This window comes from Cytobacillus firmus (assembly GCF_023657595.1).
Classification (GTDB): Bacteria; Bacillota; Bacilli; order Bacillales; family Cytobacillaceae; genus Cytobacillus; species Cytobacillus firmus_B.
This window is the reverse complement of sequence record NZ_CP098323.1, coordinates 4,909,528-4,936,515: the sequence shown is the minus strand read 5'-3', so window position 1 is coordinate 4,936,515 and position 26,988 is coordinate 4,909,528. Positions and strand designations below refer to the sequence as shown.

30 protein-coding genes and 1 riboswitch are annotated in these 26,988 nt (G+C 42.2%); of the genes, 12 read left to right on the top strand and 18 right to left on the bottom strand.

What is annotated here, in order from left to right; translation table 11 throughout:
- Positions 1–444: 444 nt before the first annotated feature.
- The 7 genes from NAF01_RS24675 to NAF01_RS24645 form a co-directional block, all read right to left on the bottom strand.
- Complete coding sequence (locus NAF01_RS24675) at positions 445–1,194, bottom strand: ABC transporter permease (protein ID WP_250801464.1); 750 nt, start codon at positions 1,192–1,194, stop codon at positions 445–447.
- Positions 1,195–1,956, bottom strand: a complete 762-nt coding sequence (locus tag NAF01_RS24670; RefSeq protein ID WP_250801463.1) for an ABC transporter ATP-binding protein — start codon at positions 1,954–1,956, stop codon at positions 1,195–1,197.
- A gap of 155 nt (positions 1,957–2,111) precedes the next feature.
- Entirely contained in the window at positions 2,112–2,276 is a 165-nt protein-coding gene (locus tag NAF01_RS24665) for a hypothetical protein (protein ID WP_413227252.1), read from the bottom strand.
- A 63-nt stretch (positions 2,277–2,339) separates the two neighbouring features.
- A complete protein-coding gene (locus tag NAF01_RS24660; protein WP_226618908.1) occupies positions 2,340–2,672 on the bottom strand; it encodes a DUF1048 domain-containing protein in 333 nt (110 codons plus the stop codon).
- Positions 2,669–3,022, bottom strand: coding sequence for a DUF1048 domain-containing protein (locus tag NAF01_RS24655; protein WP_226618906.1), 354 nt, complete (start codon positions 3,020–3,022; stop codon positions 2,669–2,671). Before NAF01_RS24655 ends, NAF01_RS24660 begins: the two co-directional genes overlap by 4 nt.
- A 42-nt stretch (positions 3,023–3,064) precedes the next feature.
- On the bottom strand, positions 3,065–3,400 hold the full coding sequence (locus tag NAF01_RS24650) for a DUF1048 domain-containing protein (RefSeq protein ID WP_319003796.1): 336 nt from the start codon (positions 3,398–3,400) through the stop codon (positions 3,065–3,067).
- Complete coding sequence (locus tag NAF01_RS24645; RefSeq protein ID WP_163140337.1) at positions 3,397–3,741, bottom strand: PadR family transcriptional regulator; 345 nt, start codon at positions 3,739–3,741, stop codon at positions 3,397–3,399. The genes NAF01_RS24650 and NAF01_RS24645 overlap by 4 nt, the downstream gene beginning before the upstream one ends.
- A gap of 222 nt (positions 3,742–3,963) precedes the next feature.
- Here NAF01_RS24645 and NAF01_RS24640 point away from each other — a divergent pair, with 222 nt between their 5' ends.
- Both NAF01_RS24640 and NAF01_RS24635 read left to right on the top strand, forming a co-directional pair.
- Entirely contained in the window at positions 3,964–4,410 is a 447-nt protein-coding gene (locus NAF01_RS24640) for a DUF4385 domain-containing protein (RefSeq protein ID WP_226618904.1), read from the top strand.
- A 79-nt stretch (positions 4,411–4,489) separates the two neighbouring features.
- Complete coding sequence (locus tag NAF01_RS24635; protein ID WP_197217325.1) at positions 4,490–5,038, top strand: DUF488 domain-containing protein; 549 nt, start codon at positions 4,490–4,492, stop codon at positions 5,036–5,038.
- 140 nt (positions 5,039–5,178) lie between these two features.
- Here the strand turns inward: NAF01_RS24635 and NAF01_RS24630 are convergent, their stop codons facing one another.
- On the bottom strand, positions 5,179–5,433 hold the full coding sequence (locus NAF01_RS24630; protein ID WP_082138999.1) for a YuzF family protein: 255 nt from the start codon (positions 5,431–5,433) through the stop codon (positions 5,179–5,181).
- 248 nt (positions 5,434–5,681) lie between these two features.
- Between NAF01_RS24630 and NAF01_RS24625 the strand changes: the two genes are divergently transcribed.
- The gene (locus NAF01_RS24625) at positions 5,682–6,896 is read left to right on the top strand and encodes a TerD family protein (RefSeq protein WP_226618900.1); all 1,215 of its coding nucleotides are present in this window, start codon (positions 5,682–5,684) and stop codon (positions 6,894–6,896) included.
- Positions 6,897–7,855: 959 nt separating this feature from the next.
- Here the strand turns inward: NAF01_RS24625 and NAF01_RS24620 are convergent.
- The 6 genes from NAF01_RS24620 to NAF01_RS24595 form a co-directional block, all read right to left on the bottom strand.
- Positions 7,856–8,341, bottom strand: a complete 486-nt coding sequence (locus tag NAF01_RS24620; RefSeq protein WP_250801462.1) for a glycosyltransferase — start codon at positions 8,339–8,341, stop codon at positions 7,856–7,858.
- Between the two features lies 1 nt (position 8,342).
- Positions 8,343–8,804 (bottom strand): GMC oxidoreductase, encoded by a 462-nt coding sequence (locus tag NAF01_RS24615; RefSeq protein ID WP_284709514.1) that lies wholly within the window; start codon positions 8,802–8,804, stop codon positions 8,343–8,345.
- Between the two features lie 134 nt (positions 8,805–8,938).
- Positions 8,939–9,736 (bottom strand): hypothetical protein, encoded by a 798-nt coding sequence (locus NAF01_RS24610; RefSeq protein WP_250801458.1) that lies wholly within the window; start codon positions 9,734–9,736, stop codon positions 8,939–8,941.
- A gap of 61 nt (positions 9,737–9,797) precedes the next feature.
- Positions 9,798–10,985: a DUF3880 domain-containing protein gene (locus tag NAF01_RS24605; protein WP_250801456.1), complete on the bottom strand. Its 1,188-nt coding sequence runs from the start codon at positions 10,983–10,985 to the stop codon at positions 9,798–9,800.
- Positions 10,986–11,442: 457 nt separating this feature from the next.
- Positions 11,443–11,907, bottom strand: a complete 465-nt coding sequence (locus NAF01_RS24600; protein ID WP_226618895.1) for a phage tail protein — start codon at positions 11,905–11,907, stop codon at positions 11,443–11,445.
- A 22-nt stretch (positions 11,908–11,929) separates the two neighbouring features.
- Positions 11,930–12,409 carry a GyrI-like domain-containing protein gene (locus NAF01_RS24595; RefSeq protein WP_226618894.1) on the bottom strand — a complete coding sequence of 160 codons (480 nt, stop codon included), beginning with the start codon at positions 12,407–12,409 and terminating at the stop codon, positions 11,930–11,932.
- Between the two features lie 108 nt (positions 12,410–12,517).
- On the opposite strand from NAF01_RS24595, the gene NAF01_RS24590 reads away from it, so the two are divergent.
- Positions 12,518–13,480: a helix-turn-helix transcriptional regulator gene (locus NAF01_RS24590; protein WP_226618892.1), complete on the top strand. Its 963-nt coding sequence runs from the start codon at positions 12,518–12,520 to the stop codon at positions 13,478–13,480.
- A 66-nt stretch (positions 13,481–13,546) separates the two neighbouring features.
- Here the strand turns inward: NAF01_RS24590 and gdhA are convergent, their stop codons facing one another.
- A complete protein-coding gene (gdhA, locus tag NAF01_RS24585) occupies positions 13,547–14,926 on the bottom strand; it encodes an NADP-specific glutamate dehydrogenase (RefSeq protein WP_250801455.1) in 1,380 nt (459 codons plus the stop codon).
- Positions 14,927–15,096: 170 nt separating this feature from the next.
- Between gdhA and NAF01_RS24580 the strand changes: the two genes are divergently transcribed.
- The 3 genes from NAF01_RS24580 (at position 15,097) to NAF01_RS24570 (ending at position 16,851) form a co-directional block, all read left to right on the top strand.
- Entirely contained in the window at positions 15,097–15,999 is a 903-nt protein-coding gene (locus tag NAF01_RS24580) for a glutamate biosynthesis transcriptional regulator GltC (RefSeq protein WP_250801453.1), read from the top strand.
- Between the two features lie 228 nt (positions 16,000–16,227).
- Positions 16,228–16,662: a GNAT family N-acetyltransferase gene (locus NAF01_RS24575; protein WP_250801448.1), complete on the top strand. Its 435-nt coding sequence runs from the start codon at positions 16,228–16,230 to the stop codon at positions 16,660–16,662.
- Positions 16,663–16,695: 33 nt separating this feature from the next.
- Positions 16,696–16,851 (top strand): hypothetical protein, encoded by a 156-nt coding sequence (locus NAF01_RS24570; RefSeq protein ID WP_226618889.1) that lies wholly within the window; start codon positions 16,696–16,698, stop codon positions 16,849–16,851.
- Positions 16,852–16,868: 17 nt separating this feature from the next.
- On the opposite strand, the gene NAF01_RS24565 is transcribed toward NAF01_RS24570, so the two are convergent.
- Both NAF01_RS24565 and NAF01_RS24560 read right to left on the bottom strand, forming a co-directional pair.
- The gene (locus NAF01_RS24565) at positions 16,869–17,753 is read right to left on the bottom strand and encodes an EamA family transporter (protein WP_250801447.1); all 885 of its coding nucleotides are present in this window, start codon (positions 17,751–17,753) and stop codon (positions 16,869–16,871) included.
- 72 nt (positions 17,754–17,825) lie between these two features.
- Positions 17,826–19,004, bottom strand: a complete 1,179-nt coding sequence (locus NAF01_RS24560) for an MFS transporter (RefSeq protein WP_250801446.1) — start codon at positions 19,002–19,004, stop codon at positions 17,826–17,828.
- A gap of 78 nt (positions 19,005–19,082) precedes the next feature.
- Between NAF01_RS24560 and yeiL the strand changes: the two genes are divergently transcribed.
- Positions 19,083–19,754, top strand: a complete 672-nt coding sequence (gene yeiL / locus NAF01_RS24555) for a transcriptional regulator YeiL (protein ID WP_250802535.1) — start codon at positions 19,083–19,085, stop codon at positions 19,752–19,754.
- Positions 19,755–19,814: 60 nt separating this feature from the next.
- Here the strand turns inward: yeiL and guaD are convergent, their stop codons facing one another.
- The gene (guaD, locus tag NAF01_RS24550) at positions 19,815–21,182 is read right to left on the bottom strand and encodes a guanine deaminase (RefSeq protein WP_250801445.1); all 1,368 of its coding nucleotides are present in this window, start codon (positions 21,180–21,182) and stop codon (positions 19,815–19,817) included.
- A gap of 135 nt (positions 21,183–21,317) precedes the next feature.
- Positions 21,318–21,419, top strand: a riboswitch (purine riboswitch).
- A 170-nt stretch (positions 21,420–21,589) separates the two neighbouring features.
- On the opposite strand from guaD, the gene NAF01_RS24545 reads away from it, so the two are divergent.
- The 4 genes from NAF01_RS24545 (at position 21,590) to NAF01_RS24530 (ending at position 26,797) form a co-directional block, all read left to right on the top strand.
- The gene (locus NAF01_RS24545; RefSeq protein WP_250801443.1) at positions 21,590–22,945 is read left to right on the top strand and encodes a nucleobase:cation symporter-2 family protein; all 1,356 of its coding nucleotides are present in this window, start codon (positions 21,590–21,592) and stop codon (positions 22,943–22,945) included.
- Between the two features lie 23 nt (positions 22,946–22,968).
- Positions 22,969–23,979: an aromatic ring-hydroxylating dioxygenase subunit alpha gene (locus NAF01_RS24540; RefSeq protein WP_226618880.1), complete on the top strand. Its 1,011-nt coding sequence runs from the start codon at positions 22,969–22,971 to the stop codon at positions 23,977–23,979.
- Between the two features lie 281 nt (positions 23,980–24,260).
- Entirely contained in the window at positions 24,261–25,190 is a 930-nt protein-coding gene (locus tag NAF01_RS24535) for an L-lactate dehydrogenase (protein ID WP_226618878.1), read from the top strand.
- 35 nt (positions 25,191–25,225) lie between these two features.
- Positions 25,226–26,797 carry an L-lactate permease gene (locus tag NAF01_RS24530; protein ID WP_226618876.1) on the top strand — a complete coding sequence of 524 codons (1,572 nt, stop codon included), beginning with the start codon at positions 25,226–25,228 and terminating at the stop codon, positions 26,795–26,797.
- Positions 26,798–26,988: the final 191 nt, after the last annotated feature.

Here is a 26,988-nt window from a genome sequence, read left to right as displayed (position 1 = left end):
TGGAAATAGAAGAAAATGGAATTTATAATGCGGAGCTGATTCTGTTGAAGGTTTTAGAAGCAGATTCCTTGCTTGCAGGAATCGACGAGACGAGCAATCATTTTTAGAAATCATAGAAGAAAGAGATAGTAACAGTTAATTGAAATTTTATAACAGAGGTTCCACAAAGAGCACATTAAACTATTAGATTCCCTGATTGGCTAAATCTCAGTCAGGGTTTTTTAAACATAGGGACGGTTCTTTTGTTTCCCTGATTCATGACGCATCAGGTCACGCGTTATTTATTAAGAAAGAAAACTGAATACGAGAACCGTCCCTTTGTTTTTTGTTTCCATGATTTCTTCCCTGGATGGCTGCACCGGAATTTAAGAGCCTCCCATGTGATACCAAATGCATTCATATCAGCGGCTGACTATTGATTTGGCTAATCCCATAATAGTGTACTTACCCTAACTGGCGTTTAAATGCTTTAATGGCGAAGAAGTAAGCGATGACCATGATGCCGATGCACCAGGAAAGTGCAATCCAGATATCGCTGCCAACAGACCCTTCATACAAGAGGGTACGAATCGCATTCACGATTGAAGTCACGGGCTGGTTCTCAGCAAACGCACGAACAATTTTGGGCATGGTTTCGGTAGGGACAAAAGCCGAACTGATAAACGGCAGGAAAATCAGCGGGTACGAGTAGGCTGTCGCCCCTTCCATAGATTTCGCTTTCAATCCAGGAATGACTGCAATCCACGTCAGTGCTAGCGTAAACAGCCCGAGTATCCCGGCTACGGTAAGCCAATCCAGAATATCAGCGCTAGAACGGAAGCCCATCAGGAGGGCAACAAGGATAACCACCACGACAGTAAGGGCATTGGAAACAAGCGAAGTCAACACGTGAGCCCACAATACCGATGAACGCTTGATAGGCATGGTAATGAAACGAGCCATCAGCCCGCTCTTTACATCGTTAAACAGCCGCAATGTAGTGTAAGCGACGCCGGATGCGATAGCCATCAGCAGGATTCCCGGCAATAAATAATTGACGTAGTTGTCAGTGCCCGTTTCTATGGAGCCGCCAAATACATAAACAAACAGCAGCATCATCATAATCGGCATAATTGCCACCGTGATAATTGTATCCGGGCTGCGCATAATGTTGCGCATTAAACGCCCCAGTAATACCCCTGTCTTGTTTTTCATTTACATTTCCTCCTTTTTGCCGATGATAGCGAGGAAAATTTCCTCCAATGTCGGCTGCTTCTCGATATACTCCACTTTCGCTGGCGGGAACATCTCTTTAAGTTCGGAAAGGGTACCGGTTGTAATGATTTTTCCGCCATGCAAGATGGCGATACGGTCCGCCAGTTGTTCGGCTTCCTCCAGGTACTGGGTCGTCAGCAAGATGGTCGTGCCGCTTCCAGCAAGTTCCTTTATGGTATTCCAGACTTCAATCCGCGCTTCGGGGTCAAGTCCTGTCGTCGGTTCATCGAGAAAAATAACGGCTGGCGTCCCGATCAGGCTCATGGCAATGTCAATCCGGCGCTTCATCCCGCCGGAATATTGGTCCGCCCGGCGGTTGGCCGCATCGGTAAGGCTGAATTTTGCAAGCAGATTGTCGGCGACTTGAGCGGGATTGGAAACTCCGCGAAGCTTGGCGATCATCATCAGATTTTCTCTTCCTGTAAGCATGCCGTCTAAGGCTGCAAATTGTCCTGTCAGGCTGATGCTCTGGCGAACATGATCCGGATGACGCTGGGAGTCAAAGCCGCAAATAGCTGCTTCGCCGCCATCGGGCTTCATCAGCGTCGAGAGGATGTTGACCGTCGTTGTCTTGCCTGCTCCATTTGAGCCCAGCAGTGCGAAAATTTCGCCACGCCGCACCTCAAAATCCACCCCCTTTAAGACTTCCTTGTCTTTATAGGATTTTTTTAACCCTTTTACAGAAATCGCTGCATTACTCATACTTTTTTCCTCCTTATAAAAGTGATGGAGCTTGATTGCCTAAAATACCGGCTACTTAGTCTGACTGATAATCTGTATTACTTAGTACTGGAGTAAAAATATAACTGAATAGTGAAGGTGGCACATTCATACTTGTAACCAGCTATTCAGTCGGACTATCTATTGAAGTTGCCTTTTTTCAAATCGATCTCATTCAAATCTTCACGATACTTGCCGGCAAAGTTATTAGCGTTTGCCACTGGTTCGCAGGCAAAGGACGTCAAGTCGAACCTGGTGCTGTCCAGGAGCTGTCTGTCTTCTGCCGCACTTGCTTCGAACAACTCAATTTATTCGTATCTGTTTAATGGAAGGAGGAAAGAGATGACATGCTTATTAAATTCCTTCTATTTTTTCATAGCCTTATCGACTTTTTGATTGATCGATTCTTGATAGAGATCAGCATAAGTTTTTGAGTCTTCAATAAGTGCATCGCAGAAAGCAGCAACGTCTGTTCCTGTGACTTCAAGCACACCTTTTTCAGCTTCTGCTCCTTCTTCAAAGAAGCTGAGAATGTCAGAAAGCAGTCCGATACCATTGTTTAGCTCAACAGGACCGACTTTGAAGAGATATTTTTGGATCTCTTTATAGACAATTTGGTAATCTTGTGGAAGCGCTTTGACACGTGAAACATGGGCTTTCCATTCTTTTTTGCCTTCAATGACTTTTTTGATGCTCATTTCAGTCCTCCTAATTTTTTTGCGACGTTCTTGTTGAGTTGGTCACGCCATTTATCTCTATAAGATTTTGCGCCTTCGTTACCAACAAGGGCTTCACAGAAGCCGTTGATATCATCTCCTAGTACTTCTTCGATGCTCTGGCCGTCTGCTGCTGTAACTTCAAGCAATTCAAGAGTACTGTCAAGGATGGGCATCAGATTACGGCCGGTGAAATCTCCGTGAATCCAGAGTTTAATTTTAATTTCTTGCCAAGCAGTTTGATATTCAGCTGGCAAGACTTTTGCTCGTGCTTCAAAATCTTTCATGGCTTTAGTTATATCGCTGCCGGTTATTTTTTCTAAAAAGTTCATTGTAGTCTCCTTTAAGATACTAAGCTATTCAGTACAGTTGTATTATTTAATCGCATCGTTGAGTTTTTGCCGTTGCTTATCAACCCATGATTTTGCATCACTGGCAAGATCATCACAGAAGGCTGCTACATCATTGCCAGTAACTTCTTTAACGGGCTTGCCATCGGCTGCGGCTTCTTCAAGAAGGTCGATGATGTGATTAAAGACGAATTTTGTTTCTTGCCAATCCACCACGCTGCCAGTGTTCCAGAGATATTTTTGCATTGCTTTGTAGGCTATGCAGTAGTCTTCTGGTAAGGATTTTGCACGGTTTTCCATTTCACGCCATGCTTTCTTTTCGCTAAAATCGCCAAAGATTTTTTCAAAAATACTCATCATATTACTTCTCCTTTTGATTTTATTTTTGTTTTGAGTTCGTTAATTTTGCTTGAGACGAAATCCCATTTTTTCCAAAAAGTTTCAAGGTGCTCTTGACCTGCTGCGTTAAGTGTGTAAAATTTTCTCGGCGGTCCCATAGTGGATGGCTTTTTCTCGATGTTCACTAGATTGTTTTTCTCAAGTCGCATGGTGATTGTATAAACTGTGCCTTCAACCACATCAGTGAATCCAAGTTCCCGCAGCTGTTGCGTGATTTCATAGCCATAAGTTTCCCCGCGGCTGATGATCTCAAGCACACAACCCTCAAGCACCCCTTTCAGCATTTCTGTGATGTTTTCCAAATTTTTCATCTCCATTTTACCGGTATTCTGTGTTACTTATTACTAGTATATAGTATGACTAAATAGCTGAATTGTCAATAAAACTTTTCGTCAAAAAAGCCCATTTTTATGAGTACAATGAACACCAGTACCACTCCATTGCTTCCCGAAAGCACTAAATAACTATACTCTGCATACAAAAAGGCCGCCAAGGGTAAACCCAATATAAAAAGGATGACAGATATGGCTTTCGACTACGACTTGGACTTTGATAACATAGATTTCCGCAAGAATCCTGAACTGTATAGGGTTGGCAGGGGAGAACAGGGGGTGCTGCTGGTGGAGCCTTATAAGAGCGAGATCCTGGAGCATTGGCGATTTAAGACTCCGGAAATTGCTGAGGAGTCATCCGATAAAATCTATCAGATGTTTCTCAATTATAAGGAGCAAGAAGATTTTGTCGGGATGGACATGGCGAGGAAATTTCTGCAGATGGGGTATACAAGAGCCCGCCGCTATACGAATTACAAAGGCGGGAAGAAATATGATGAGAATGGCAAGGTAAACGAAAGGCAGAATGATCCGGTGAAGGCAGAATCGGCGTCCATCTTTATGGAGAAATGGAAGCTCGCGCGGGAGGATCAGGATTATCTTAAGCGAAAAAAAGAGCATCAGAAGAAATATGGCTGAAGCAGCATGCACTTTGCACTCAGCATAAAGGATACATGAACCTGAACAACAGAGTCTTTGTTTTAAGGGGAAGATAATCATGAAAGTCTATACGATTGGACATTATAACCATTCGATCGAACAATTTTTAAAGCTGCTGGGAGCAGCTGAAATTAACTTTGTGGCAGATGTCCGGGCATTTCCTGCAAGCCGCAGGAATTCACACTTTAAAAAAGAAAATATGGCCCAGTGGCTGAAAGAAGCGGGGATTCATTATCGCCATTTTCCCGGTCTTGGCGGGAGAAGGAGAATGTCTGGCCAGGTAGGGGAGCAATTGAACGAAGGATGGAATAACCGTTCGTTTCACAATTATGCAGATTATACACTGACGGATGATTTTCAGTATGCTTTGGAACAGCTGAAGGAACAGGCCGCAGAAACGACGCTTGTCTATATGTGTTCAGAATATCATCCGGCAAGATGCCATCGCCTTCTCATCAGCAACTGGCTGAAGGCAAATGGATGGGATGTGCACCATCTCATTCCTGATGCTAAGGGAAATCCGAAGATCATTCCTCATGAATTGGGGAAGTGGGGAGCCATGCCAATCATTGAAGAAGATGGAACTGTCGTTTATCCGAAACTTTAATAATGGGAAAGGATATGTAGTGATAGCCGGAACCATGCCTGAACACAAACAGTACATTCGCGGGCTATCTATTAAAAATGCTTATGTGATTGTCGCTGTTTAATAGATTTTAGGCTGGAGTTAATGAAAACATGGGCAGGTTAGGATTCAGGCATTATCCAGACGATTTCACGAATACGAACAAAAAATGTAGAATCGTATTCTTGAATGACAACATGATCAGGCTTAGCATCAACAACCATTCCGCTGACTGAACCGCGTGTGGTATCAAGGACGGCTCTTTTTCCTTTTAAACTGCGCAGCGCTTCATAAACAAAGGGTTCTATGGCAATCACTTGCATAGGGCCATTCTGTGTTGTTTGCGGATTTACTCGGTAGGCATACATAGGGTCCATTCTCTTCCCTCCAAAGTATAGTGCTGTTTTATCTAATCAATCTATGCCAGTATAGCTTGACGCGTTCGGAACATAGGGACGGTTCTTTTGTTTCCCCTTTTTGAAACAGCTGCTGTATTGTGGATGCTTTTTAATTTGCAGTAGTTTTCACCTATATGGTTTCAATAAAATGGTATAATTTACAGTGAAATTATAATTTTTATATAAAGAATCTGCAGATTTTAAATAGAGAAACAGGAGTGGTTGAATTGAATTCAATGCTGCAAATGGGTGGAAATACAGTGTTAAGTTCCCCAAAAGGTTATGTGACCGTTAGCTACGATATGTCTCATTTGATCGATATTTCCTTAACTGCTTTCCTTTTATCGGATTCAGATAAGGTGCAAGGAGACAGCGGGATTATTTTTTATAATCAGCCAAAGAGTCCTTCTGGTGCAGCAGCCCTATTGCCGGCTGAAACTAAAGGAACTAGAAAAGTACATACTATTCAATTTGATATGAGTAAAGTCCCTGCAGGCATTCATAAAATAGCCATTACTCTGACAGAGGATAATCACATGGGGTTCTCGAATGTAAAGAATTTGAAAGCCGAGATATGTACGGGTCAAACCACTATTGAGTTAACTCCATCGAGTTTTACAAAGGAAAATGGGATTGTGGTTTTAGAATTATATGTTAGGAATGGTCAGATAAAGGCAAAATCAATCTGGCGCGGATTTGAATCCGGACTTGAAGGGTTATGTAAAAATTACGGTGTGGAAGTGGATTCCACTGAGGAAAATAAGCCTGCTGAAACTAAGGCCATTCAGTCTCTTCCTGCTGCTGCCGAAAACAAACAAATTCAAAACACGATCACCCTTGAAAAGGTGAAGGGCACAATCAGTCTCGACAAAGGTCAAAAGCCGGTGATCATTGAAAAAACACCACAGATTACCGCCACGGTATCCTGGAAAACGGGAACGGATTATGATATTTATGCTCTGGTTTATACAAAGGATGGCAGGCAGATCGATGTCGCCATGTTTGGTGCAAGCGGCACACCTCCACTTAGAAGTTTTGCAAACGGAGCAGTTGAACATATGGGGGATGTTAGAAGAGATTACAGTTCAACGAAGACAGAAGTAATTAAATTGAGGCTGAATAATGACATCCTGGCAGTCGTGCCTGTCGTTTACTCTGCCCAGTCTAATGGAACGGGTTCCTTCTACAGATACAAAGTGTCCATGAGTATAGATAATCACAGCGGCACCTCCGTTACGATCTCAGCTAAAAATGCCAATAATGATGACCGCATTTATACCTGTGTGCCCGGAATTCTCCATAATACGCCAGATGGAGTAATCATTAGTCCACTGGAGCTGTACAGTTCACCGGATTCTGAGTATAGACCTAAACTCAGAATGGGGCCTTCCAATATGGTAGAGGTTGTAATGGATGCAGGTCCCAGAAATGATTACAAATAAAAGAAGAGATATGATTCACAGAAATACTTAAAACTGGATTAGGGAGGATAACTAATTATGAAAAAATATTAATTATGAATGCTTTTTTATTCAGTGTAATAATCATTTTTTTTCTTTATAAGAATAAAAACAAACACAATAATATGTCCATTATGGTTGTATTACTTATCCTCCTTTCCGGTATATTTTCTGTAACAGCATATCTTATAAAATCCAACTATTCTATAATACTATACACTCTGCAATGGATATCCTTGCTGGTTGCTGTAATGTTACAACTTAGGGTAAAGAATTCTAAAGAGAAACTCCATAAGTAATATTAGAAAGGTGCCCGTCCCCAACCGGTCAGGCACCTTTTGGCTTTTTGTTAGAATTCATGATAATCTGCCAAAGAGAAATCAATTGCAGCGCTTGGAGTCCTCCAGAAACATATGAATCAAGTTTCCGCACTTATTATATGGGCTATGGCTATTTATATGGGATATCAACTGTATTCATTATTAAGTTATCATGAACTTTAGGAAGCTTTACCATAAATGCAAAGTGAATCGTATCATAAGCAGGTACGGTTTTTTTGAAACCCGATTAGTTACATGGTGGTCCCTTTTTGTGTTTCATATCAGTTAGAACAAGATTATACTAATTTGTAATATGCTATATAAAAGGGGGTCATAAAGTGAGGCAACTTAAAACACTCTGCTCTTATTCTTTTTTATTATTGCGAGGCATACAAAAGTCCTTATAATCATCTGTATAGGTAATAAATTTACAACTTTTAATGAGTTTTTTGTCGTTTATTTTCCATGTATGATATTCCGGGTTTGCTCTTCTTACGTACACTAGGTGATATCGGTCAGTCGAATATATTTTAAATCCATGTTTCACGCAATCGTTGCAAAACTTTACGTCCTCATTATTTGAGATGTTCCGAAACCTAACCTTATCGAAAACATTTCTTTTTACAATTTTTTTCCACCGCATACCCAATCTACAAACTGGTTTTCTTGATTTAGATTTCTGAGGTAAAGGGCTTTGCAGCTTTCGAAATAGACATAATGTGTTTTTTTCCCAATAATATCAGCATCGGTATAGTTAAATGCCAGCATCATATTGTTTAGATAAAGAGGAGCATAATAATCGTCGTCGTCAAAGATAGCAATAAAGTCACATTGCGTTTGATCGATTGCAAAATTCAGGCATTGGCCTAAGGATAAATTCTTTGGAAGTTGATAAATAAATATATTTGGATCATCACTTGCTTTTCTTCTCCATTGGGCCAAATCCATGTCATCCTTGTTTAAAATAATGATCAGCTCTTTTTCAGACCAAGTTTGATTCCAGTAGTTTCTGAATATATTATTCATATAAATTGGCTTATTAGTACAAGTGATAATCGATACCCCTTTCGCCTTTTTGGCCGTATTGGTAAATAGGGAACTTTGCATTTCATTCTGTCCTTTCTTTTGAGTAGGAATTCGAGATATGATCAGCTATTCGGATGGCCAATGCAACTGTGGTAAGAGTAGGGTTTGAAGCACCAATCGAGGAGAGTATGCTATTATCGGCTACGTAAAGGCCGGTACTACCATGGATTTGACCATAACGGTTCGTTGCAGATTGTGAGGGATCATTCCCTATACGACATGATCCTGATTCGTGGTAATCCTCTCCAGGCTCCATAACATGTATCTGAGCTTTTCCATTCTCGTGGACTAATCTTGCTCCCAGAACATTGAAAACCTGATGTAACGCCTCATTCATTTGGCGAATAATCTCCATGTCCTTGACAGAATAGGAAAAATTAATCTTTACTTTCGGCATACCGTATTCGTCTACACTTAGCGGGTCTAATGTTAGATAATTATCAAAGAGGGATTCAACTTTCCCGAAACCGACTACATTTATCAATCGTTTATTTATATATATTTGAAATTGGTAAGGGGTTTCGTCTGTCTGCGGTATTAAAATACAAATATTCTCTGAAATGTTCCCAAACTTTTTGCTAATAAATTCTCCTTTTGCCTTAATAAAAGAATGATTTGTTAAAAAGTGCCCAATTGTATTCCCTGGGATTTTTGAATGAAGCAAGAGGCGCGGGGTTTCCAGAGACCCAGCGGCCAATACGATTGTTTTTGTGCTCTTAGTACATGTATTTTTTTGTTGTGATCTCCTACTTTTAGACCTACTGGTTTTCCATTTTCCATAAGCAACTGTAACGCTCGAGCCTTTACCGCGAAATCAAAGGGGTGTTGTTTCCAAGCATTTTTTAAGAAGCATAATGAACTAAAGGTTTTCCCATGTGAAGTCGCACTAGGAATCGGCCTTGCTTCATGAAACCCTTTTGAATGAAGGTGTCGAAGTATGGATTGTAAGTGTAATGAATTTATTGAAGATGCCTGACGAATCTGCATGATATCTTCGGCAATCTGGTAATAGGTGTCTATTTCTTGTTCGGATATTGGCCAATTTATGAACTCGGATGCGTGCATTCTGGGAGTAACTGCTCCCCAAAATAACGTTCTTCCACCCACAGCGAAAACCTGCTCCGCCCCCAAAAACTGAGGAAGGCGCTGTCCGATAGGATTGGAAACTTCACTATAGTGTTTTTTCCATTTTTTACTTAATTTAGGGATGTTATGGATATGCGTGGGCAATAATAGATCACCAGATTCAATGACACCAATACTCTTCCGATTTTTCCGCCACTTTTCGCATAATCTCCAAAGAACAGCTCCTCCTCCGGCTCCTGTACCTACAACCAAAACATCGTAATTTTTCTCTTCCATATGTTCTAAAGATAGGAAAGGGATAGAAAAAGGATTTGATAATCCTCTTACCACTAATAATACCTCCATTCACCCTAATCATCTTGATAAAGCCGTTAATTCCCATTTCTTCAAGTTACTTTGCTTTTATTTTTAATATAAGCCCAACATCAATAATGTGTGATTCTAGATGGTTAAGTTCCATAATATGTTCCATAGTAACACCGTATTTTTGAGAGATTTCAAATAATGTATCACCTTTTTTTACAATGTATAATTTGTATTTTTGTTTTAGCAGTTCTGGATAATGGACTATCTTTCCGCCTTCATTAGATTTAATGTTATTGTTTAAAATCCCGTGGTCAATCAATACTTCTATTATTTTTTCAGCTCGGTGCTGATAAGTGTCATTTATCAGTGATTGTTTTGCCTGGGTTCTGATTTGTTCTCTTTTTTTATTATTTTTTAAATAGTATTTAATTAGTTTTACGGTTTTCCCAGGAGATGACGAAACGACTAAATCATGCTTATGTTTAAATTTACTTCTAACTGCAGGAGTATCAGAGGTAATCAAAAAACCTTCTGAACCAAGAATTTCATAAGTGCGTTGTGTTAATTGATCTATACAGTTTTGGAGCCCGAGTACGATTTTTGCTGAACTATAAACCTTGTGGGCTTCTCTATAATCCAAATATCCGTGTATCCAATCATCAGGAATTTTTTTCCCTAATAGATCCCCCATAGAATCCCAATTATCGCCCCAAAAGTCTACACGGATATTACTTTCAAGAAGAGGAGAGATTAGCGTTTGTATTGAAGAAAGACGAAAGGAGTCGGGGTGCTTTAAAAGAAAGTCGGGATACGCATTGGCTACAACAGCTACATCACAACGGTATTTTTTAAAGGGCTTTACACGATGATGGACACTTTTGTGATAAGCAAAATCTAAATGAGCTGATTTGAAACCTTGTTTATTATATAACTTGCAAATTGACGGAGTAACCGTGAATACGAAGTCTGGTTTCATTCTTTTTATTAATGGAATAGAAAATTTGTTTGTGTGCAATGGATCTTCCGTTGCCCAATAAACAAGAGGTATTTTTTTTTGTTTTACAACATCATGAATCCATATTTGCTTATTTTTTGAATGTTCTGTTGTCCATCCCATAGATATAATAAGATCTGGTTTGAATTGCTCTATCATTTCTTGAATATTTCCCTTAGTTAGTGATCCCGAGATCATGACAGTATGGCCTGCATCCATAAAGCCATTTGGCAATCCAAATATCCACATCGGATGACTCTCAAGGAACAGAATCCTCATGGTGATTCACTCCAATCACAAGTTTAACTTGTATTATTCTACGAATTACTTGAAATTTTGGCACGGCATAAATCTATAAGTGATAATGAGTTTATTTAAAGTACTAAATATCATTGTGAGAGGATTAAAATAGGAGTAGGGAAGGAGTTAGAGAGTAGACATTAATAGAATTCTTTGAGGACCTGCAAAATGCATTTTAATTCGAGCCGTAAGAGTGGGAAAGGTTAACCCGGGCCATAACGAACGGCAGTATGGAAGAAATCAATATTAGTTCCCTTTATTTACAGATTCTGTTAATTAGTTTTGGTGAACCGTATCATAAATAAAAAATGTTTATGCGAAAAAAATAACAGCACCCTCCAATATGATGGAGAGGTGCTGTTATTGTGAATGCCTAAATGTATTTGTTTGTATCATTGGCTGTTTTTGCTCTTCCCAGTGAACTCAATTTCTAACCTTAATACTCCCTTTTAATAACAAAAAACGACCCCCGAATAGTCCCCGCCAGTTTAGATTTCCGCCTGGCAAACTTAAACTTCCCTTCTAACTCCTTTGGTACTTCTATCCCCTCAGAAAGCTTAAAACCAACAGCGCGTTTTTTAGGGTCATCGACGGTATACATGACGTTGACACTAAGGCCATTCTCATAGAAAACGTAAGCCCATTTGATATTCTCCACTTGAAAACGCGACGTCTCTAAAGGTTTGGCTGCAAACTCTATATCACGTTCTTCTTTCAAAATATGGTTCACATAATTAAGGGTCTCCTGGCTTTTGCTGGCCGGTACAACCGTAAATTCATGCTTATATTTGTTCATGAAGTAACGGGCTTCATTCGCTCGTAAACCAGCAAGTGCTTCCGCTGCTGGTGAAGACTCTAAACCAGCAGCAGACACATTTTTAAAATTGACCAAATAGGACATTTAAATCCCGCCTTTTATCTCCTTATTTCCTAACAACAGGAATCCACATCTCGCCGAATACCATTCCATTTCGCTGCCCCATTTCAACAGAGGCATTGGGCCCGCCGACATAAGCGTAATCCGTTGCTTCCGGCAGTGCTTGGCCAAAGGCAATCCCTGTAAGCATATTGCTCAATTCCTCAGATGTTCCGGCTTCCCCTTTCACAATGAGGTATTCTCCTTCAGGAAACTGAATCAATCTGGTTGCATCCGGCAGAGATGCCTCTGTCATGACGCCTGCATAATGCATCATCTTGTTATTTACGGCTTCGTTTACGACAAAAATATAATCATTTGTGGCTACAGCCTTTAATTTGTCCAGCCTTCCATCCTGTTTGACTGCCTCCCAGAAGTCTGCTTTTTCCTGATTTATGCCTGCATAATCTGTGTAATCACTCTTCAATTCAGTACCAATGCCTAATACGGTAAAGCTTTCTTTTTCTTCCAGAGTATAATTTGCCATTTTCAAAACCATCCTTTTTTTTTAATCATTTCAAATGATTTGCCCATTTGATAAGTTTATAATAACGTTAAATCATGTCAAAAAATGATACTGTTTAGGGAGGACGCAATGAAAAAAGTGGAACGGATTAATGTGATGATGCGGTATATCAACAACCGCGCCCACTTTACTATCTCTGAAATCATGCGGGAATTTAACATTTCCCGTTCAACAGCGATTCGGGATATTCGTGAAATAGAAGCCATGGGGATGCCGCTTGTCGCTGAGGTCGGAAGGGATGGCGGGTATTTTGTCATGAACAATTCCGTCCTGCCCACTGTCCGCTTTACCGATAATGAGATCAAAGCTCTGTTTATCGCCTTTATGGCTACAAGAAATCTGCAGCTCCCCTATCTAAAGAGCCGTCAGTCTTTAGCTGAAAAATTGCTCGGCCTGATATCGGAAGCCCAGCAGGAAGATCTGGTTCTTTTAAATCAAATCCTGCTGTTTGAAGGTACCAACCCTAATAATCCCGATTTGCTTGATCTGTCAGACCTCCCCCATCCGATGCTGGAAAAACTCATTGAATCTCTTATTTTGGATCGCTATTTATGGATTTCCGTAAGAGAAGAGAAGGAAATAAGGTCTTATTCCATTTATCTTTTGCACCTTTATCGTGAAAAAAGCATTTGGAAGGTTGAAGCCTTTGACTTAAAGGAAGAAAAGAGACAAATTTTCCCGGTGGATAATCTCATCGGTGTCGAACCGTATCCTGTGAAAAAAAGAACAAGCAGGAAAAATATTTTAGAGAAACTAAGCATGAAGGACGAGGCTATCAATCTTGTCTTAGAACTCGGTCCGCAGGCGATTGCCCAGTTCAAAAAATACCATCCTATTAAGGCTTCTATTGCGTATACAAATCCTTACCAGACCACAGCCATTCTAAGAACTTTTATCAATGTAAATAATTCAGAAGAGCTGACTGAAATAATCAATTGGCTGCTTTTCCTGGGTGAGGATATCAATGTCAGGGAAATGCCTGAAGAAGTTTTAGAAGGCCTGCAGGAGAGATTAAGATTATTCCGTCCATAAGAAGATAACTGTGTATCTAAATAGAAAAGGATGATGCTTTCTTAATAGCATCACCCTTTTTCATTTTTATATTACTCCCTGTGCGACCATGGCATCGGCTACTTTTATAAATCCTGCAATATTAGCGCCTGCCACCAGATTGCCTGGATAGCCAAAATCCTCGGCAGCTTTGACGCTGCTCCGGTATATATTCGTCATAATTTGCTGCAGTTTTTCATCCACTTCTTCAAATGTCCAAGATAATCTTGAGCTGTTTTGGGCCATTTCTAATGCGGAAACGGCAACACCGCCTGCATTTGCCGCTTTTGCCGGGCCAAAGAGAACGCTGTTTCTCAGAAACTCATTGATGGCCCCGGATGTGCATGGCATATTTGCTCCTTCACCAATGGCTTTAACTCCATTGGCAACAAGGATTTCTGCTGCTGCCTCATCAATTTCATTTTGTGTCGCACACGGCAGAGCGATGTCACAGGGGATGGACCAGATGCCGGAGCATCCCTCAAAGTATTGGGCATGGGGATGTTCCTTCACATATTCCCGGATCCTTTCCCTCTCAACTTCCTTCAGCTTTTTTACTGTATCAAGGCTGATGCCGTTTGGATCATAAATATAGCCGTCAGAATCGCTGCAGGCCACAACCTTCGCGCCTAACTGTGCAGCTTTTTCAATCGCATAGGTAGAGACATTTCCTGAACCGGAAACAACGACAGTGCTTCCTTTTAAGGAAAGGCCTATTTCCTTCAGCATTTCCTGTACAAAGTAAACCGTACCGTAACCTGTCGCTTCAGTGCGGGTTAAGCTTCCGCCATACCCGATTCCTTTCCCTGTCAGAACTCCAGCTTCATAGCCTCCACGGATTCTCTTATACTGTCCAAACAGATAGCCTATTTCCCTGGCGCCGACTCCGATATCTCCGGCAGGAACGTCTACATCCGGCCCGATATGCCTGCTTAGTTCCAGCATGAAGCTTTGGGTGAATCTCATAATTTCCCCATCAGATTTCCCTTTGGGATCAAAATCGGCTCCGCCTTTTCCTCCTCCAATCGGCAGGCCTGTAAGGGCATTTTTAAAAATTTGTTCAAAGCCCAGAAATTTGATGATGCTGGCATTTACAGAAGGATGGAATCGTAAGCCGCCCTTGTAGGGACCGATTGCGCTATTGAATTGTACCCGGAAGCCGCGATTCACCTGTACTTTTCCCTGATCATCCACCCAGGGGACTCTAAAGGTGATCACTCTTTCAGGTTCTGCTATTCTTTCAAGAATACTTTGCTCCATGTATACGGGGTTTTTCTCAAATACTGGAACGAGTGAATCAAACACTTCTTTAACAACCTGATGAAATTCACTTTCATTAGAATTGCGCTTTTTAACTGTTTCGAATACCGCCTGAACATAATCCACCGCCTGTATTCGCTTCTCATTAATTTCTGTTATTGCAGTCATGCTGCCAATGGACCTCCCTTAATTTAAAATTAAATCCCTCAATAATTTCCAACTATTCAAAAATTGTATGATTCTCTCATTTTATAGTTGTGAATCAATCTAAACAATATGAAAATTAGATAATATTGATGCCAAAATTAGATGTATGGCGGAAGGGAGGAAAAAATCACATGGAATTAAGACAGATTAAATACTTTATTGAAGTGGCGAAAAGAGAACATGTAACCGATGCGGCTTTAGCTTTACATGTGGCACAATCTGCGGTGAGCAGACAGATTTTTAACCTTGAATCAGAGCTGGGGGTCAGTTTGTTTATCCGTGAAGGAAGGAACGTGAAATTGACGCCGATCGGCAAACTATTTTTAGAACAGATGGAAGAAGCCATAAAGGTAATCGATAATGCCAAACGGCAAGTCAAAGAGTATCTGGATCCGGAGCATGGCAGAATACGTTTCGGCTTTCCAAGCAGTCTGGCACTTTATACGCTGCCTTCCATCATATCTGCTTTCCGCGGGCGCTATCCTCATGTGAAGTTTGAACTGAAACAGAGCGCTTATCATGATTTAATCATCGGAGTGGCGGAAGGAGAAATCGATATGGCTTTGATTGGCCCTCTCCCTAAGAAAGAGAAAAAGGTTAAAGGGGATATTTTATTCACCGAGAAAATGGTCGCTTTGGTTCCTGCTGCTCACCCTTTAGCAGACAAATCTTTATTGAATCTGAATCACCTGAAAGATGAATCCTTTATCTTGTTTCCTAAGGGGTATGTCTTGCGTGAATTATTCGATGATGCTTGCAGTCAGCATGGCTTTCAGCCTAAAGTGTCATTTGAAGGCGATGATATTGACACGATTAAAGGTTTGGTCTCAGCAGGTCTGGGGCTGACGCTTATTCCGGAATCTACATTGGTTGACAGCCTGCCGCGTTCCACAGTAAGGCTGCCTGTCATGCCACAGATTACCCGTGCAGTAGGAATCATTATTCCAAGTGAACGCCAGCTGCTGCCCACGGAGAAATTATTCCATCAATTTATTCGTGATTTCTTTGCCGTTTTAGACCAATTTCAAAACTGACAAAGTCATAACAGGTGACTTTATCACGCCGGAGACCAGATTTCCTTAGGGGAATTTGAAAGGCTCTGCCACCTGAGAACCTTTTTCATATCATTCATATATATTTTTGGTCTTCACTTGGAGGATTTCCCTGCTGATTTAGCGAATTTGACTTCGATAGTGAAATGGGAGGCATGTCCCTGGAAAAAGGCTGGGGGAGCTGCCTTTTCAAATAGGAGGGGGGCTTATATGATTGATTTTAGAGAGATAGACCGTCACAATTTCTTCGATATCATTGATTTGCGTGTAGCAGAAGAGCAGAAGGCGTTTGTGGCGCCGAATGTGTTTTCGCTGGCGCAGGCTAAGGCGTTTCCGGAGTGTGAGTGTTTAGCGATTTATCATGATGATGTGTTAGTGGGTTTTACGATGTACTGCATGGATGATGACGATAAGGAATATTGGATTTACCGCCTGATGGTTGATGAGAAGCATCAGTCAAAAGGGTATGGGAAAGCAGCCATGAAGAAGCTGATTGAGCAGATTAAACAGGATCAGGCGCATAAGGTGATTTATTTGAGTTTTGAGCCTGAGAACAGCATGGCGAAAAGGCTGTATGAAAAACTGGGATTTGAAGCCGACGGCCGGGTGATTGATGGTGAAATCGTATATAAACTGGCGTATTAATCAAAAGAGCTCCTGCTGAGGGAGCTCTTATTCATGGAGGTGAACCCATTGCTTAAAAAGAACAGCAAATGGATTGCAGTCTTCTTAATCCTAATTCTTTTGATTGCCGGCATGCTTGATCTTAAGTATCAAGGGCTATTTTATCAGCTGCTGCCGGAGTCCATTCAATCAAAACTGACAGGTGTCTGATTCTCAGGCACTTTTGTTCAACGCCGGAAAAGGCCTGTCCCCAGTTCATTAAAAGCAATGGCAGCCAGTATAATGGCCGTGCCCAGCCACTGCATCGGGGTTACCGTTTCTGACAGGATAATGCTGGCTGACAGGATGGCGATTGGCAATTCAATGGAGGTTAGTATATTGGCAATTCCTCCTGAAACCAAAGGTGCACCAGCCGCGAAAAAAAGCGGTGGAAGGACTGCGCCAAAGAGCGAAACCCCGACGGCAATCGTCAGCAGATTTTCCTCCAAAGGCAGAACAGACGGGATATCACGCATGAACAGGATCAGCACCAGAATGGCTGATCCCGTCACCATCAATGAACTCCTTATCCAGGGATCCACATTCACAGCGACCTTGCCGCTGAAGAAGATGAAACCGGCATAAGTGATCGCGGAGAGGATTCCTAAAATAAAACCTTTAACCGGAAGGCCCTGTATGTCGCCATTTACAATATTAGAAGCGAAAAAGACCCCGATTAATATCAAAATGATCGAAAGCACGGTGACAGGCGCCGGTTTTATTTTGCTGAAGGCCCATTCTAAAAGGATTCCGATCCAGACAAACTGGAACATTAAAATGATGGCCAATGATGCAGGAAGATACTGCATGGAGCCATAATAGAAAATGCTGGTTAAGCCGACAAAGCAGCCGGTCATCATGATTTGCAGCATGTTTATCGTATGGAGCCCTTTGAAACTGGAGCGTTTTATCAATGTGAAAGACCATAGCAAAATGAAGGAAATAACCATCTGCGCAATCGTAATCTGTCCCAGAGAGTAGCCATAACGAAACCCCAACTTTGCAAAAATCGGTGTAAATCCGAAAAAGGAAGCACCGAGCAGTATATATAAAATTCCTTTATTGATTTTCAATTTGAAACCTCCTTGATGCAAACGTAAAAAAGGTGCTACACATGTATCACCTTTTTTAGCTTTATTGTGACATTAAACTGCCAGATGTCTGGTTTCCGCCTCTTTCTTCCCTTCCAATCTCCGATAAATAAACGCAAGCAGCGCCGCAGGGACCGTACATACCACCATTCCAATAAACGCGTATCGTGGTTCCACTTCATAAAGATACCCGCCGAAAATGGTAAAAAGGGCTGTGCTCCAGCTGAGGGCGAGTGCTGAGTAGACCCCTTGAGTAATGGGCACCTGTTCGTGAGGAACATATTTAATTAAATATTTCATGAAGGCGTAATGTGCCATGGCAAAAGAGAAGGCATGCAATATCTGGCTAATGCTGAACACAATGACATGCGGGAAGGCAAATACGAGTACCCAGCGGGCTGTGGAGCCCAATGCTGCCAATGCCAGTAATGAACCGATTGAAAACTTCCGGAAAGTCCGGTCCGCAATGAAAAAGAAAAGAATTTCTGCAATCACGCCTATATTAATAATGGCGCCGATTAAATATTTTGGTGCTTGAATTTCCTGTAAGTAAATATAACCATAATTGTAATAGGAAGCATGCGCTGCCTGCAGCAGAATCACAATGATGAGCACAAGGCCGAAGTGTCTGATGCTGAATAATTTCCTTATGGCTCCTTTGGTCTGGCCGGTTTTCGGCTTTTCAGATAGTACTGAAGGTGTATTCATGAAACCGAGACAAAGGACTACAAGCATGCCGAGTAATAATGCCCAGAAAATGGCCTCATCTCCGAACCCTCCTGTAAAGAAGGTCAGAATCATACCGGACACAACGAATCCGATTGAACCCCAGGAGCGGCTTTTTCCGTAATCTTTTAATTGTTTGTTTTGGACAAGAATGCCCGCAGCACTATCCAGTGCAGGCATCAGTGCCGGATAAAAGAAATGCAATAGCAGCGTTACCAGCAGCAGGCTGGCAAAAGAGTCGGCCGGAATATAGCAGAGAATGGCGATCAGGGTACCGGCTGACATCCCGTTCAGCAGGGTTCTGCTGCTGAATTTTCCTGATAAATAGGGAAAAGCAAAAAGTGTGGCAAGTCCCCGTACCGCCAGGCCCAAGCTCATGATCAAACTTGCCTGTGAAACCGTCATTCCTTTTATATGGATCATCCACCCTGTCCAATAAGGCAGGAAAATGCCCCAGGTCATAAAAAAGCTGAAAAACTGCCTGCTCATCCAGCTTTGTGTCTTCATAAAAATCCCTCCGATATTTGCATGATATCAGGAAGCTTCGTACAATAATATGAGATATCTCATATTTTGGGGTGGATGATGGAAACATACAAAGGAAAAAAAAGACAGCATTACCTGGAGAAGCACTCCATATCGCATTTATTTTCTTTTCCGATTGAAGAGTTTGTGGAAGTACGCGAATATAAGCGGGATGAATGGATTATTCGCGAGGGCATGAGACCGGATTATTTGTATTATGTCATCGAAGGTAAAGCCAAAATCTTTGTAACGTATCAAAATGGCAAGGTTTCTTTGATTAATTTTATTAATGCCCATGATTACATCGGGGAAATGGAGCTTTTACATGAAGTGTACTATACAAAGGGAATACAAGCCTCCACGAAAACGATCTGTTATGCGATTCCTTTGCATCACTATCGCAAAAGATTGCTTGAAGATACGACCTTTCTCCGGGAATTAACCAAGTTTTTAAGTGTGAAAGCGACGAAAATGGCTGAAAAGTATTCACAGAGCCTTTCCTTTCCGCTTGAAAACCGTCTGGCGGATTTCATTCTGCAAACCGCTGATGGAGAGGTCTATAAGGAAAAACATGTGGCAGTCTGTGATTTTTTAGGGGTATCTTATCGCCACTTATTGCATGTTCTTGTGCAGTTTTGCGACAAAGGGTACTTGCAGAAGGAAGGGCGCCAATATCGCATCCGGCAGACAGATGAACTGCACCGGCTTGCTGATGTGCTGAAGAATGAGTAAGGGGCAGGCTGGCTGTGCAAATGCCACATGGAAATAGCCAAGCGGCATTTGCATAAGCTCTCAAGAACGTGAGTGAACCTTTTCCCCTTGAACCCAGACTTCCCGAATATGCTCCGGACGGACAAGATACATGATTTTTTGGAAAATATCATCTAACGCTTCATTTTCTGTGAAGATCGGCAGGCTTGCCCCCGGCACTTTCGTATCGACAATTTGAACGTCCCATGCATAGTTCTCCTGAATTCGCCCAATTGGCAGACTCAAGCTTTCTCCGCCGCCTGCTGTAGCCAGGTAAAAGGCTTCATGGATGGAAATCCGTGAAGCCGGTACACCACGTTCCCCGGCAGGAAGATCCGGATTTACTCCGTCTTCCAGCATTCTGGAAGAGACAACAGCCTGTTTGGCATTATCATATAGACTTGGAGTCGCGCCAGCTGAAATATCCGTCCCCAGCCCAATATCAATACCCTTGCCCATAAAGCGCTTGATCGGAATCACGCTATTGGCGAAGTAGGCATTAGATAATGGGCAGTGGCTGATTGCAGTGCCTGTACTTGCAAACAGCTCTGCATCATGGTCATCCAGGAAATTGCAGTGAGCCATCACCGATTTTTCGCCTAATAATCCGAAATCATGCAGGGCAGCCGCATCATGCTTGCTGAAACGTTCCTGTACATAGCTGTGGGCCCAGTCACTTTCACTGCAGTGGGATTGTACATGTGTATCATACTTGGCAGCCAGTTCGCCCAGGCCTTTTAATGCTTCATCTGAACAGCTTGGAATGAAGCGCGGTGTAACAACAGGATACACGCCTTGTTTAACCGTTTTGGCCAGCTCCTTCACGGCTAAAATAAACTCCTCCGTATCGGCTAGTGCTGTTATCGCATCTGCATCCCGATAATAGTCCGGATTTTGTTCAGGATCATCCATGACGACTTTTCCCACTAAGCCCCTCTGCCCTTTTTCAGCACATATTTCCGCTAATAATAAACTGGCCTCTTTATGGACGGTTGCAAAGTAGAGAACCGTCGTGGTTCCATTTGCGAGCAGTGTATTGACGAGATCTTCATAAACCTTCTTGGCAAAAGCCAGATCTGCATATTTGGACTCTAATGGAAATGTGTATGTGTGGAGCCAGTCATAGAGGGGAATATCCAAAGCTGTCCCTGATTGAGCCCATTGCGGCGCATGGACATGCAGGTCCACAAAACCAGGCAGGAAATATTGCCCGTCTGCTAAGCGGTGAAAGTTCTCCTGTCCCTCATAGGCAGCCAGCAGGGATTGGTAGTCCTCATGCTCAGGACCCGCCATTTTTTCAATCATCCCATTTGAATTCACGAAAAATAAGTAATCCTTTAAAATATTTATTTTCTTAGGAGAATAACTGGAAAAAGCCGTTCCATGAAAAATATACGTATATTTACTCATAAACACCTTCCTAACGTTCGTGTTTTGTGCTACTATAGTCATTGTAAAGGAAAGAGTAATCTCAGTCTAGCAGAAAAGTATTCTAAAAAATCTTGTTGTCATTTATAGAAAAGTTATTGTAAGATAATTTCAATCAAAAAATTTAATAGTGTTTTTCATATAATCGTAGGGATATGGCCTACAAGTTTCTACCCGTTTACCGTAAATAAACCGACTATGAAAGGCAGGAACAGGATTTGACGCAGACTCACTCGGGATTCGTCTGTTCTTTCCGTACTTCGATTTTTTAAGCTCGAAGTATATGCTTTTTTACGTTTGGGGTAGAGCATATACTTTGGGCTTTTTTCTATTGGGCTGTTTAAGAAACAGAAATTATATGGATACCATAACACCAACAGGGGGTTCTTATGATGGATGCAAGGGCTGAAAAACGAGAAACAAACAGCAGTAAAGCGGGAAAAGAGGTTTCAGTTGGACAATCCATTTTTCTGGGACTGCAGCAAGTATTGGCGATGGATCTGTTCATTCCGCCGATGATTTTAGCTGGATTATTGTCCTTTTCCGTTCCGGATAGTGCACTGTTAATACAAATGACCTTTATTGCTTGCGGTATTGCCACAATCATTCAAGCAGGATTTGCCATGAAGCTTCCAGTCATGCAAGGGCCATCCTTTGTACCGCTTAGTGCCCTGGCAGCCATCGGCACAACATCTGGCATCGGGGCGATGATTGGCAGTTTGATCCCCGGAGCCTTGCTTGTTGCCTTACTGGGCTACCCGATGAAAGTTTTCAGCAAGGCCGTCAGGAAATTCATCCCTCCGATTGTAGCGGGGACGGTAATTGTCGTTGTAGGGCTTTCATTAATGCCGAGTGCAATCAATTCCATCTACTCGGCACCAGGGAACTTTGGAGAAAATATATTCGTTGCGGCTGTGACAGCGGCTGTGCTGATTTTCTGCATGTATATTGGCGAGAAGTCCCAATCAAAACTGAAGTACATTAAAATCGTATCGGTTATTTTATCACTGGGTATTGGATCAATTGCTGCTTCATTCTTTGGCCTGGTCGACTTCTCATCGCTGGGTAAGTCGGCGTGGATCCAGATGCCAAGCCTCTTTGCCTTTGGAGCTCCAGAATTTGATCTGCATGCGATTCTGATTATGGCAGCCATCTATTTTATTGTCACAATCGAAACAACTGGCACATGGTTTACGGTTAGTAAGGTGACAGGAGAAAATCTGGATGATAAACGCTTAAATGGCGGGGCATTTGGAGAAGGGCTGGGCTGTTTCATCGGTTCCTTCTTTGGGGGGACACCCGTAACAGGCTACTCTTCCAATGCCGGCATCATTGCCATTACAGGGGTGAAAAGCCGCAGGCCGATTATCGCAGGCGGTGTGATCATGATTATCCTGGGCATGATGCCGAAGCTGATGAATTTGATTGCATGCATTCCAGGGGTTGTCATTAACAGTGTGTTTGCCATTTTATGCGTTGTCATCACGATGAATGGATTTAAAGTGATTAAAGAAGTGGCTTTTACCGAACGGAATATGCTTGTGATCGGTGTCCCGATTATGCTTGCCCTGTTTGCCGTGCTGATGCCTGCTGATGTGTTAAAAGGGCTGCCTGATATTGCAACCTATTTTGTCTCATCAGGTACAGCAATTGGAGCGATTACAGCGCTGGTTCTCAATCTGGTTCTTCCGCAGAAGCTTGAAGATCGTGTGAAAACAAATGAAGTGACAGTACAAGCCAATTAATAACATGAAAGTGAGTGTCGACTATGCAGCAAGATCGATTATGGAATGAATGGCATCCAGTATGCAAAGCAGAGGAAGTATTGGAGGATCCCAAACAGGTATTTGTCCTTGGGGAACGGGTCGTTATTTTCCGCAATGAAAAAGGGGTTCACGCATTTAAGGATCTTTGTATCCATCGGGGTGCCGCCCTTTCCCTTGGAAAGGTGAAGAACGGAAATCTGGTCTGCGCCTATCATGCCTGGGAATACGATTGTACAGGTGCCTGTGAGAAGATTCCTGCCCTGCCGAGCGGCAGAGCCATCCCAAAGAAAGCAAGAGCAACCGTTTACCATTGTGAGGAGTATCTGGGGCTGATCTGGGTTAACTTAGGGGAAGATCCGGCGCCGCTTGTTTCATTTCCTGAATATAGCATGGAGGGGTACCGGACTGCGATTTGCGGCCCGTATGAGGTAAAAGCAAATGCCCCAAGAATTATTGAAAATTTCCTGGATGTTTCGCATCTTATGTTTGTGCATGAAGGACTGCTTGGCGATGAGGATCATGCCGAGGTTGTCGACTACAAAGTTGAATTTGCTGATAATCGTTTGATTACCAGTAAAATTCCGGTCTACCAGCCGAACCCTGATGGACGCTCCAAAGGCGGATATGCTAACTATGTGTATGAAATCCTCAACCCAACTACCGCCCGTTTTACTAAAACAACGGAAGGGTCGGATGATGAGCTGACGATTCTGCTTGCTGTCAATCAAGAGGATCACGAGAAGGCCAAGGCATTTATGCTGTTGACAAGAAACTATGATCTGGACATGCCGGATGAGCCTTTTATTGAATTCCAGGATACGATTTTTTATCAGGATTTAGATATCGTCCAAAGCCAAAAGCCGGAACTTCTTCCGCTGGACTTGCAGGCTGAGCTGCACCTTAAGTCAGACGCCCTTACCATCGCCTATCGCAAATGGCTAAATGAGCTGGGTGTGGAGAATGGCACAAACCCCATTCAGGATGAAGTCCGGAAAAAAGTATTAGTGAAATAGTGATCAGTGCCAGCTCCCCGTTTTACTGCAGTTTACAGGGGGCTGGCACTTCTTATGCACTCCTTTTTTATAAGAAATTTTTGAGGAAAGACTTGCGCAAAAACAATAGCACTGATATATTTTATATGTGAAGTATTTCACAAATAGTTATATCAATATTTTTTTATATAAGTATGTGAATTAATTCACGTAAATGAATCCACTCAAATAAAATGAAATGAATAGGGTTTTTTGTGAAATCATGTGAAATTATTCACAAATAATTATTGGAGGAACTCATTATGAATCTAACATTAGGAAACAAAGTTGTATTAGTAGGAAATGGCGCTGTTGGATCAAGCTATGCTTATGCCTTATTAAATCAGGGCCTATGTGATGAGTTAATCATTATTGATGTAAATGAGGAGAAAGCAAAAGGAGATGTCATGGATTTAAACCACGGCATTGCCTATGCTCCATCAGCTATGACGATTAGATTTGGTTCTTATGAGGATTGTAAGGATGCCGCTCTCGTAGTGGTCTGTGCAGGGGCAGCACAAAAACCTGGGGAAACCCGCCTGGATCTCGTGAATAAAAACGTTAAGATCTTCAAATCCATTGTAGAGAGCATTATGGACTCTGGATTTAATGGGATTTTCTTAGTTGCAGCAAATCCAGTTGATATCTTATCTTATGCAACCTGGAAATTCTCCGGCTTGCCTAAAGAAAGAGTCATCGGATCTGGAACCATACTGGATTCTGCCAGGTTCCGCTATTTATTGGGGAAAGAATTTGATACAGCAGCCGTAAGTGTTCATGGATATATTATCGGTGAACATGGCGACTCCCAATTCCCGGTATGGAGCTTCGCTAATATTGCCGGAACACCGGTAGCAGAGAGGTTAACAGAGGAAAGAAAAGAAGAAATCGCTGTTCATGTCCGGGATGCTGCATATGAAATCATTAACGCAAAAGGTGCTACCTACTATGGAATTGCGATGGGGCTGGTCAGAATAACAAAAGCCATCTTACGGAATGAGAACGTGGTATTGCCGGTTGGAGCATTGTTAGAAGGAGAATATGGCCACAGTGATGTGTTTGTCGGGATTCCGTCTCTTATCACAAGAAACGGTGTGAAGAATATTGTTGAGCTGTCATTGACCGAGGATGAGAAAAGGAAGCTGGCTAAATCTGTTCAAACCTTAAAAGACATCCAAAATTCAGCATTATGACGAGTTGACATCTTAGATCCAAAGGAGCAGATCATATGTTAGTGGAAACATTCAATCCTTTTCATAACCTGGCTATTTCATCCCTGGTGGCAGCCATCCCGATCCTTTTATTTCTGCTTTGCCTGACGGTATTAAAAATGAAGGGCATTCATGCAGCGCTAGTAAACTTAGCTGTCACTTTTTTCATTGTGCTAGTCATCTTTAATTTGCCATTCGGAGAAGCGGCAGGAAGTGTTATTCAAGGTGCTACATCGGGAATTTGGCCAATTGGCTGGATTATTGTCATGGCTGTTTGGCTATATAAAATTTCGGTGGCATCAGGCAAGTTTGATATTTTGCGCGGAAGCATCGCAGGAATTTCCCAGGACCAGCGCATTCAATTTCTTCTGATCGGATTTTGCTTCAATGCCTTTCTCGAAGGAGCTGCCGGCTTCGGCGTACCGATTGCCATTTGTGCTGTGCTGTTAGTGTCACTGGGCTTCAAGCCTTTACAGGCAGCCATGCTCTGTCTCATCGCAAACGGTGCTTCAGGCGCCTTTGGTGCGATTGGAATACCGGTCGGCATTGTCGATACGTTTGGAATTCCAGGGGTTACTTCCATGGATGTCTCAATCATGACAGCTCTGACACTCCCGATTATTAACTTTACCATTCCCTTTTTATTAATATGGCTCATTGACGGGTTTAAAGGAATTAAGGAAATATTACCGGCCATCCTGATCACTGCAGGGGTTTATACCGTTACGCAAGCAATCATTACACTATTTATAGGTCCGGAGCTTGCTGATATTATTCCTTCCTTATTAGCGATGGGTGTATTAGCTTTATTCCTGAAAAAGTGGAAACCAAAGAACATCTTTTTGCTCAATGGGAAAGAGTGCCAAGTTGAACAGCATTCATTAGGTGAAGTAGTTAAAGCATGGTCACCTTTTTATCTATTGACCCTATTTATTTTAATATGGAGCTTCTCGGCATTTAAAGGGCTGTTTACTGAAGGGGGCTTGCTTGAATTCACAGTCATCAATTTCGGTATACCAGGATCTTCTCTAAGTGTCAGCATCAGTTTAATCGGTGCTACTGGAACAGCGATCTTGCTGGCCGGCCTAACGACAATAGCAACGACAAAAGGCATCAGTATGGGTAAAGGCTTCAGCCTCCTCAAAAAGACTGTTTCTGAGTTCTGGATTCCTATTATTATGATTTGCGCCATTATCGGAATTTCAAAGCTCATGACTAACAGTGGAATGACCGTTACTCTGGGGGAAGCCGTTGCGACAACCGGAAAAATATTTCCGCTGCTGTCACCGCTCTTAGGCTGGATTGGGGTGTTCATGACAGGATCTGTCGTGAACAACAACACGCTATTTGCCCCCATCCAGGCGACAGCTGGTAATGTGATCGGAACCAGCTCCTCCTTATTGCTTTCTGCCAATACGGCAGGAGGCGTGATGGCAAAGCTCATCTCTCCTCAGTCCATCGCCATTGCCACAGCAGCGGTTGGCGAGACAGGAAAAGAAGCCGATTTAACGAAAATGACATTGAAATACAGCTTTGGATTGCTGGTGTTTGTTTGTATTTGGACCTTGATATTGTCTTTATTTTTCTAATTTCCTCATAACAAAAGAGACAGGCTCTGCTGTTGCTTGTCTCTTTTCTCTTATTTGAAAGCCTCAAACCTGCCTTCACCAGCTTTCAGGCATAAACAGAAATCAGCCGCTTTTTACTTATCCATAACCATTGCTTATTCCTTCTTTCCGGATTATAGTGTATACGAAGGATAAGCTATTACAAAACCTAT

Excerpts from the sequence above, each read along its gene's own strand:
- NAF01_RS24675 (WP_250801464.1), bottom strand. The coding sequence starts at position 1,194 with ATGAAAAACAAGACAGGGGTATTACTGGGGCGTTTAATGCGCAACATT.
- NAF01_RS24670 (WP_250801463.1), bottom strand. The coding sequence starts at position 1,956 with ATGAGTAATGCAGCGATTTCTGTAAAAGGGTTAAAAAAATCCTATAAA.
- NAF01_RS24660 (WP_226618908.1), bottom strand. The coding sequence starts at position 2,672 with ATGAGCATCAAAAAAGTCATTGAAGGCAAAAAAGAATGGAAAGCCCAT.
- NAF01_RS24655 (WP_226618906.1), bottom strand. The coding sequence starts at position 3,022 with ATGAACTTTTTAGAAAAAATAACCGGCAGCGATATAACTAAAGCCATG.
- NAF01_RS24650 (WP_319003796.1), bottom strand. The coding sequence starts at position 3,400 with ATGATGAGTATTTTTGAAAAAATCTTTGGCGATTTTAGCGAAAAGAAA.
- NAF01_RS24640 (WP_226618904.1), top strand. The coding sequence starts at position 3,964 with ATGGCTTTCGACTACGACTTGGACTTTGATAACATAGATTTCCGCAAG.
- NAF01_RS24635 (WP_197217325.1), top strand. The coding sequence starts at position 4,490 with ATGAAAGTCTATACGATTGGACATTATAACCATTCGATCGAACAATTT.
- NAF01_RS24630 (WP_082138999.1), bottom strand. The coding sequence starts at position 5,433 with ATGGACCCTATGTATGCCTACCGAGTAAATCCGCAAACAACACAGAAT.
- NAF01_RS24620 (WP_250801462.1), bottom strand. The coding sequence starts at position 8,341 with ATGCAAAGTTCCCTATTTACCAATACGGCCAAAAAGGCGAAAGGGGTA.
- NAF01_RS24605 (WP_250801456.1), bottom strand. The coding sequence starts at position 10,985 with ATGAGGATTCTGTTCCTTGAGAGTCATCCGATGTGGATATTTGGATTG.
- NAF01_RS24600 (WP_226618895.1), bottom strand. The coding sequence starts at position 11,907 with ATGTCCTATTTGGTCAATTTTAAAAATGTGTCTGCTGCTGGTTTAGAG.
- NAF01_RS24595 (WP_226618894.1), bottom strand. The coding sequence starts at position 12,409 with ATGGCAAATTATACTCTGGAAGAAAAAGAAAGCTTTACCGTATTAGGC.
- NAF01_RS24590 (WP_226618892.1), top strand. The coding sequence starts at position 12,518 with ATGAAAAAAGTGGAACGGATTAATGTGATGATGCGGTATATCAACAAC.
- gdhA (WP_250801455.1), bottom strand. The coding sequence starts at position 14,926 with ATGACTGCAATAACAGAAATTAATGAGAAGCGAATACAGGCGGTGGAT.
- NAF01_RS24580 (WP_250801453.1), top strand. The coding sequence starts at position 15,097 with ATGGAATTAAGACAGATTAAATACTTTATTGAAGTGGCGAAAAGAGAA.
- NAF01_RS24575 (WP_250801448.1), top strand. The coding sequence starts at position 16,228 with ATGATTGATTTTAGAGAGATAGACCGTCACAATTTCTTCGATATCATT.
- NAF01_RS24570 (WP_226618889.1), top strand. The coding sequence starts at position 16,696 with ATGGAGGTGAACCCATTGCTTAAAAAGAACAGCAAATGGATTGCAGTC.
- NAF01_RS24560 (WP_250801446.1), bottom strand. The coding sequence starts at position 19,004 with ATGAAGACACAAAGCTGGATGAGCAGGCAGTTTTTCAGCTTTTTTATG.
- yeiL (WP_250802535.1), top strand. The coding sequence starts at position 19,083 with ATGGAAACATACAAAGGAAAAAAAAGACAGCATTACCTGGAGAAGCAC.
- guaD (WP_250801445.1), bottom strand. The coding sequence starts at position 21,182 with ATGAGTAAATATACGTATATTTTTCATGGAACGGCTTTTTCCAGTTAT.
- NAF01_RS24545 (WP_250801443.1), top strand. The coding sequence starts at position 21,590 with ATGATGGATGCAAGGGCTGAAAAACGAGAAACAAACAGCAGTAAAGCG.
- NAF01_RS24540 (WP_226618880.1), top strand. The coding sequence starts at position 22,969 with ATGCAGCAAGATCGATTATGGAATGAATGGCATCCAGTATGCAAAGCA.
- NAF01_RS24535 (WP_226618878.1), top strand. The coding sequence starts at position 24,261 with ATGAATCTAACATTAGGAAACAAAGTTGTATTAGTAGGAAATGGCGCT.
- NAF01_RS24530 (WP_226618876.1), top strand. The coding sequence starts at position 25,226 with ATGTTAGTGGAAACATTCAATCCTTTTCATAACCTGGCTATTTCATCC.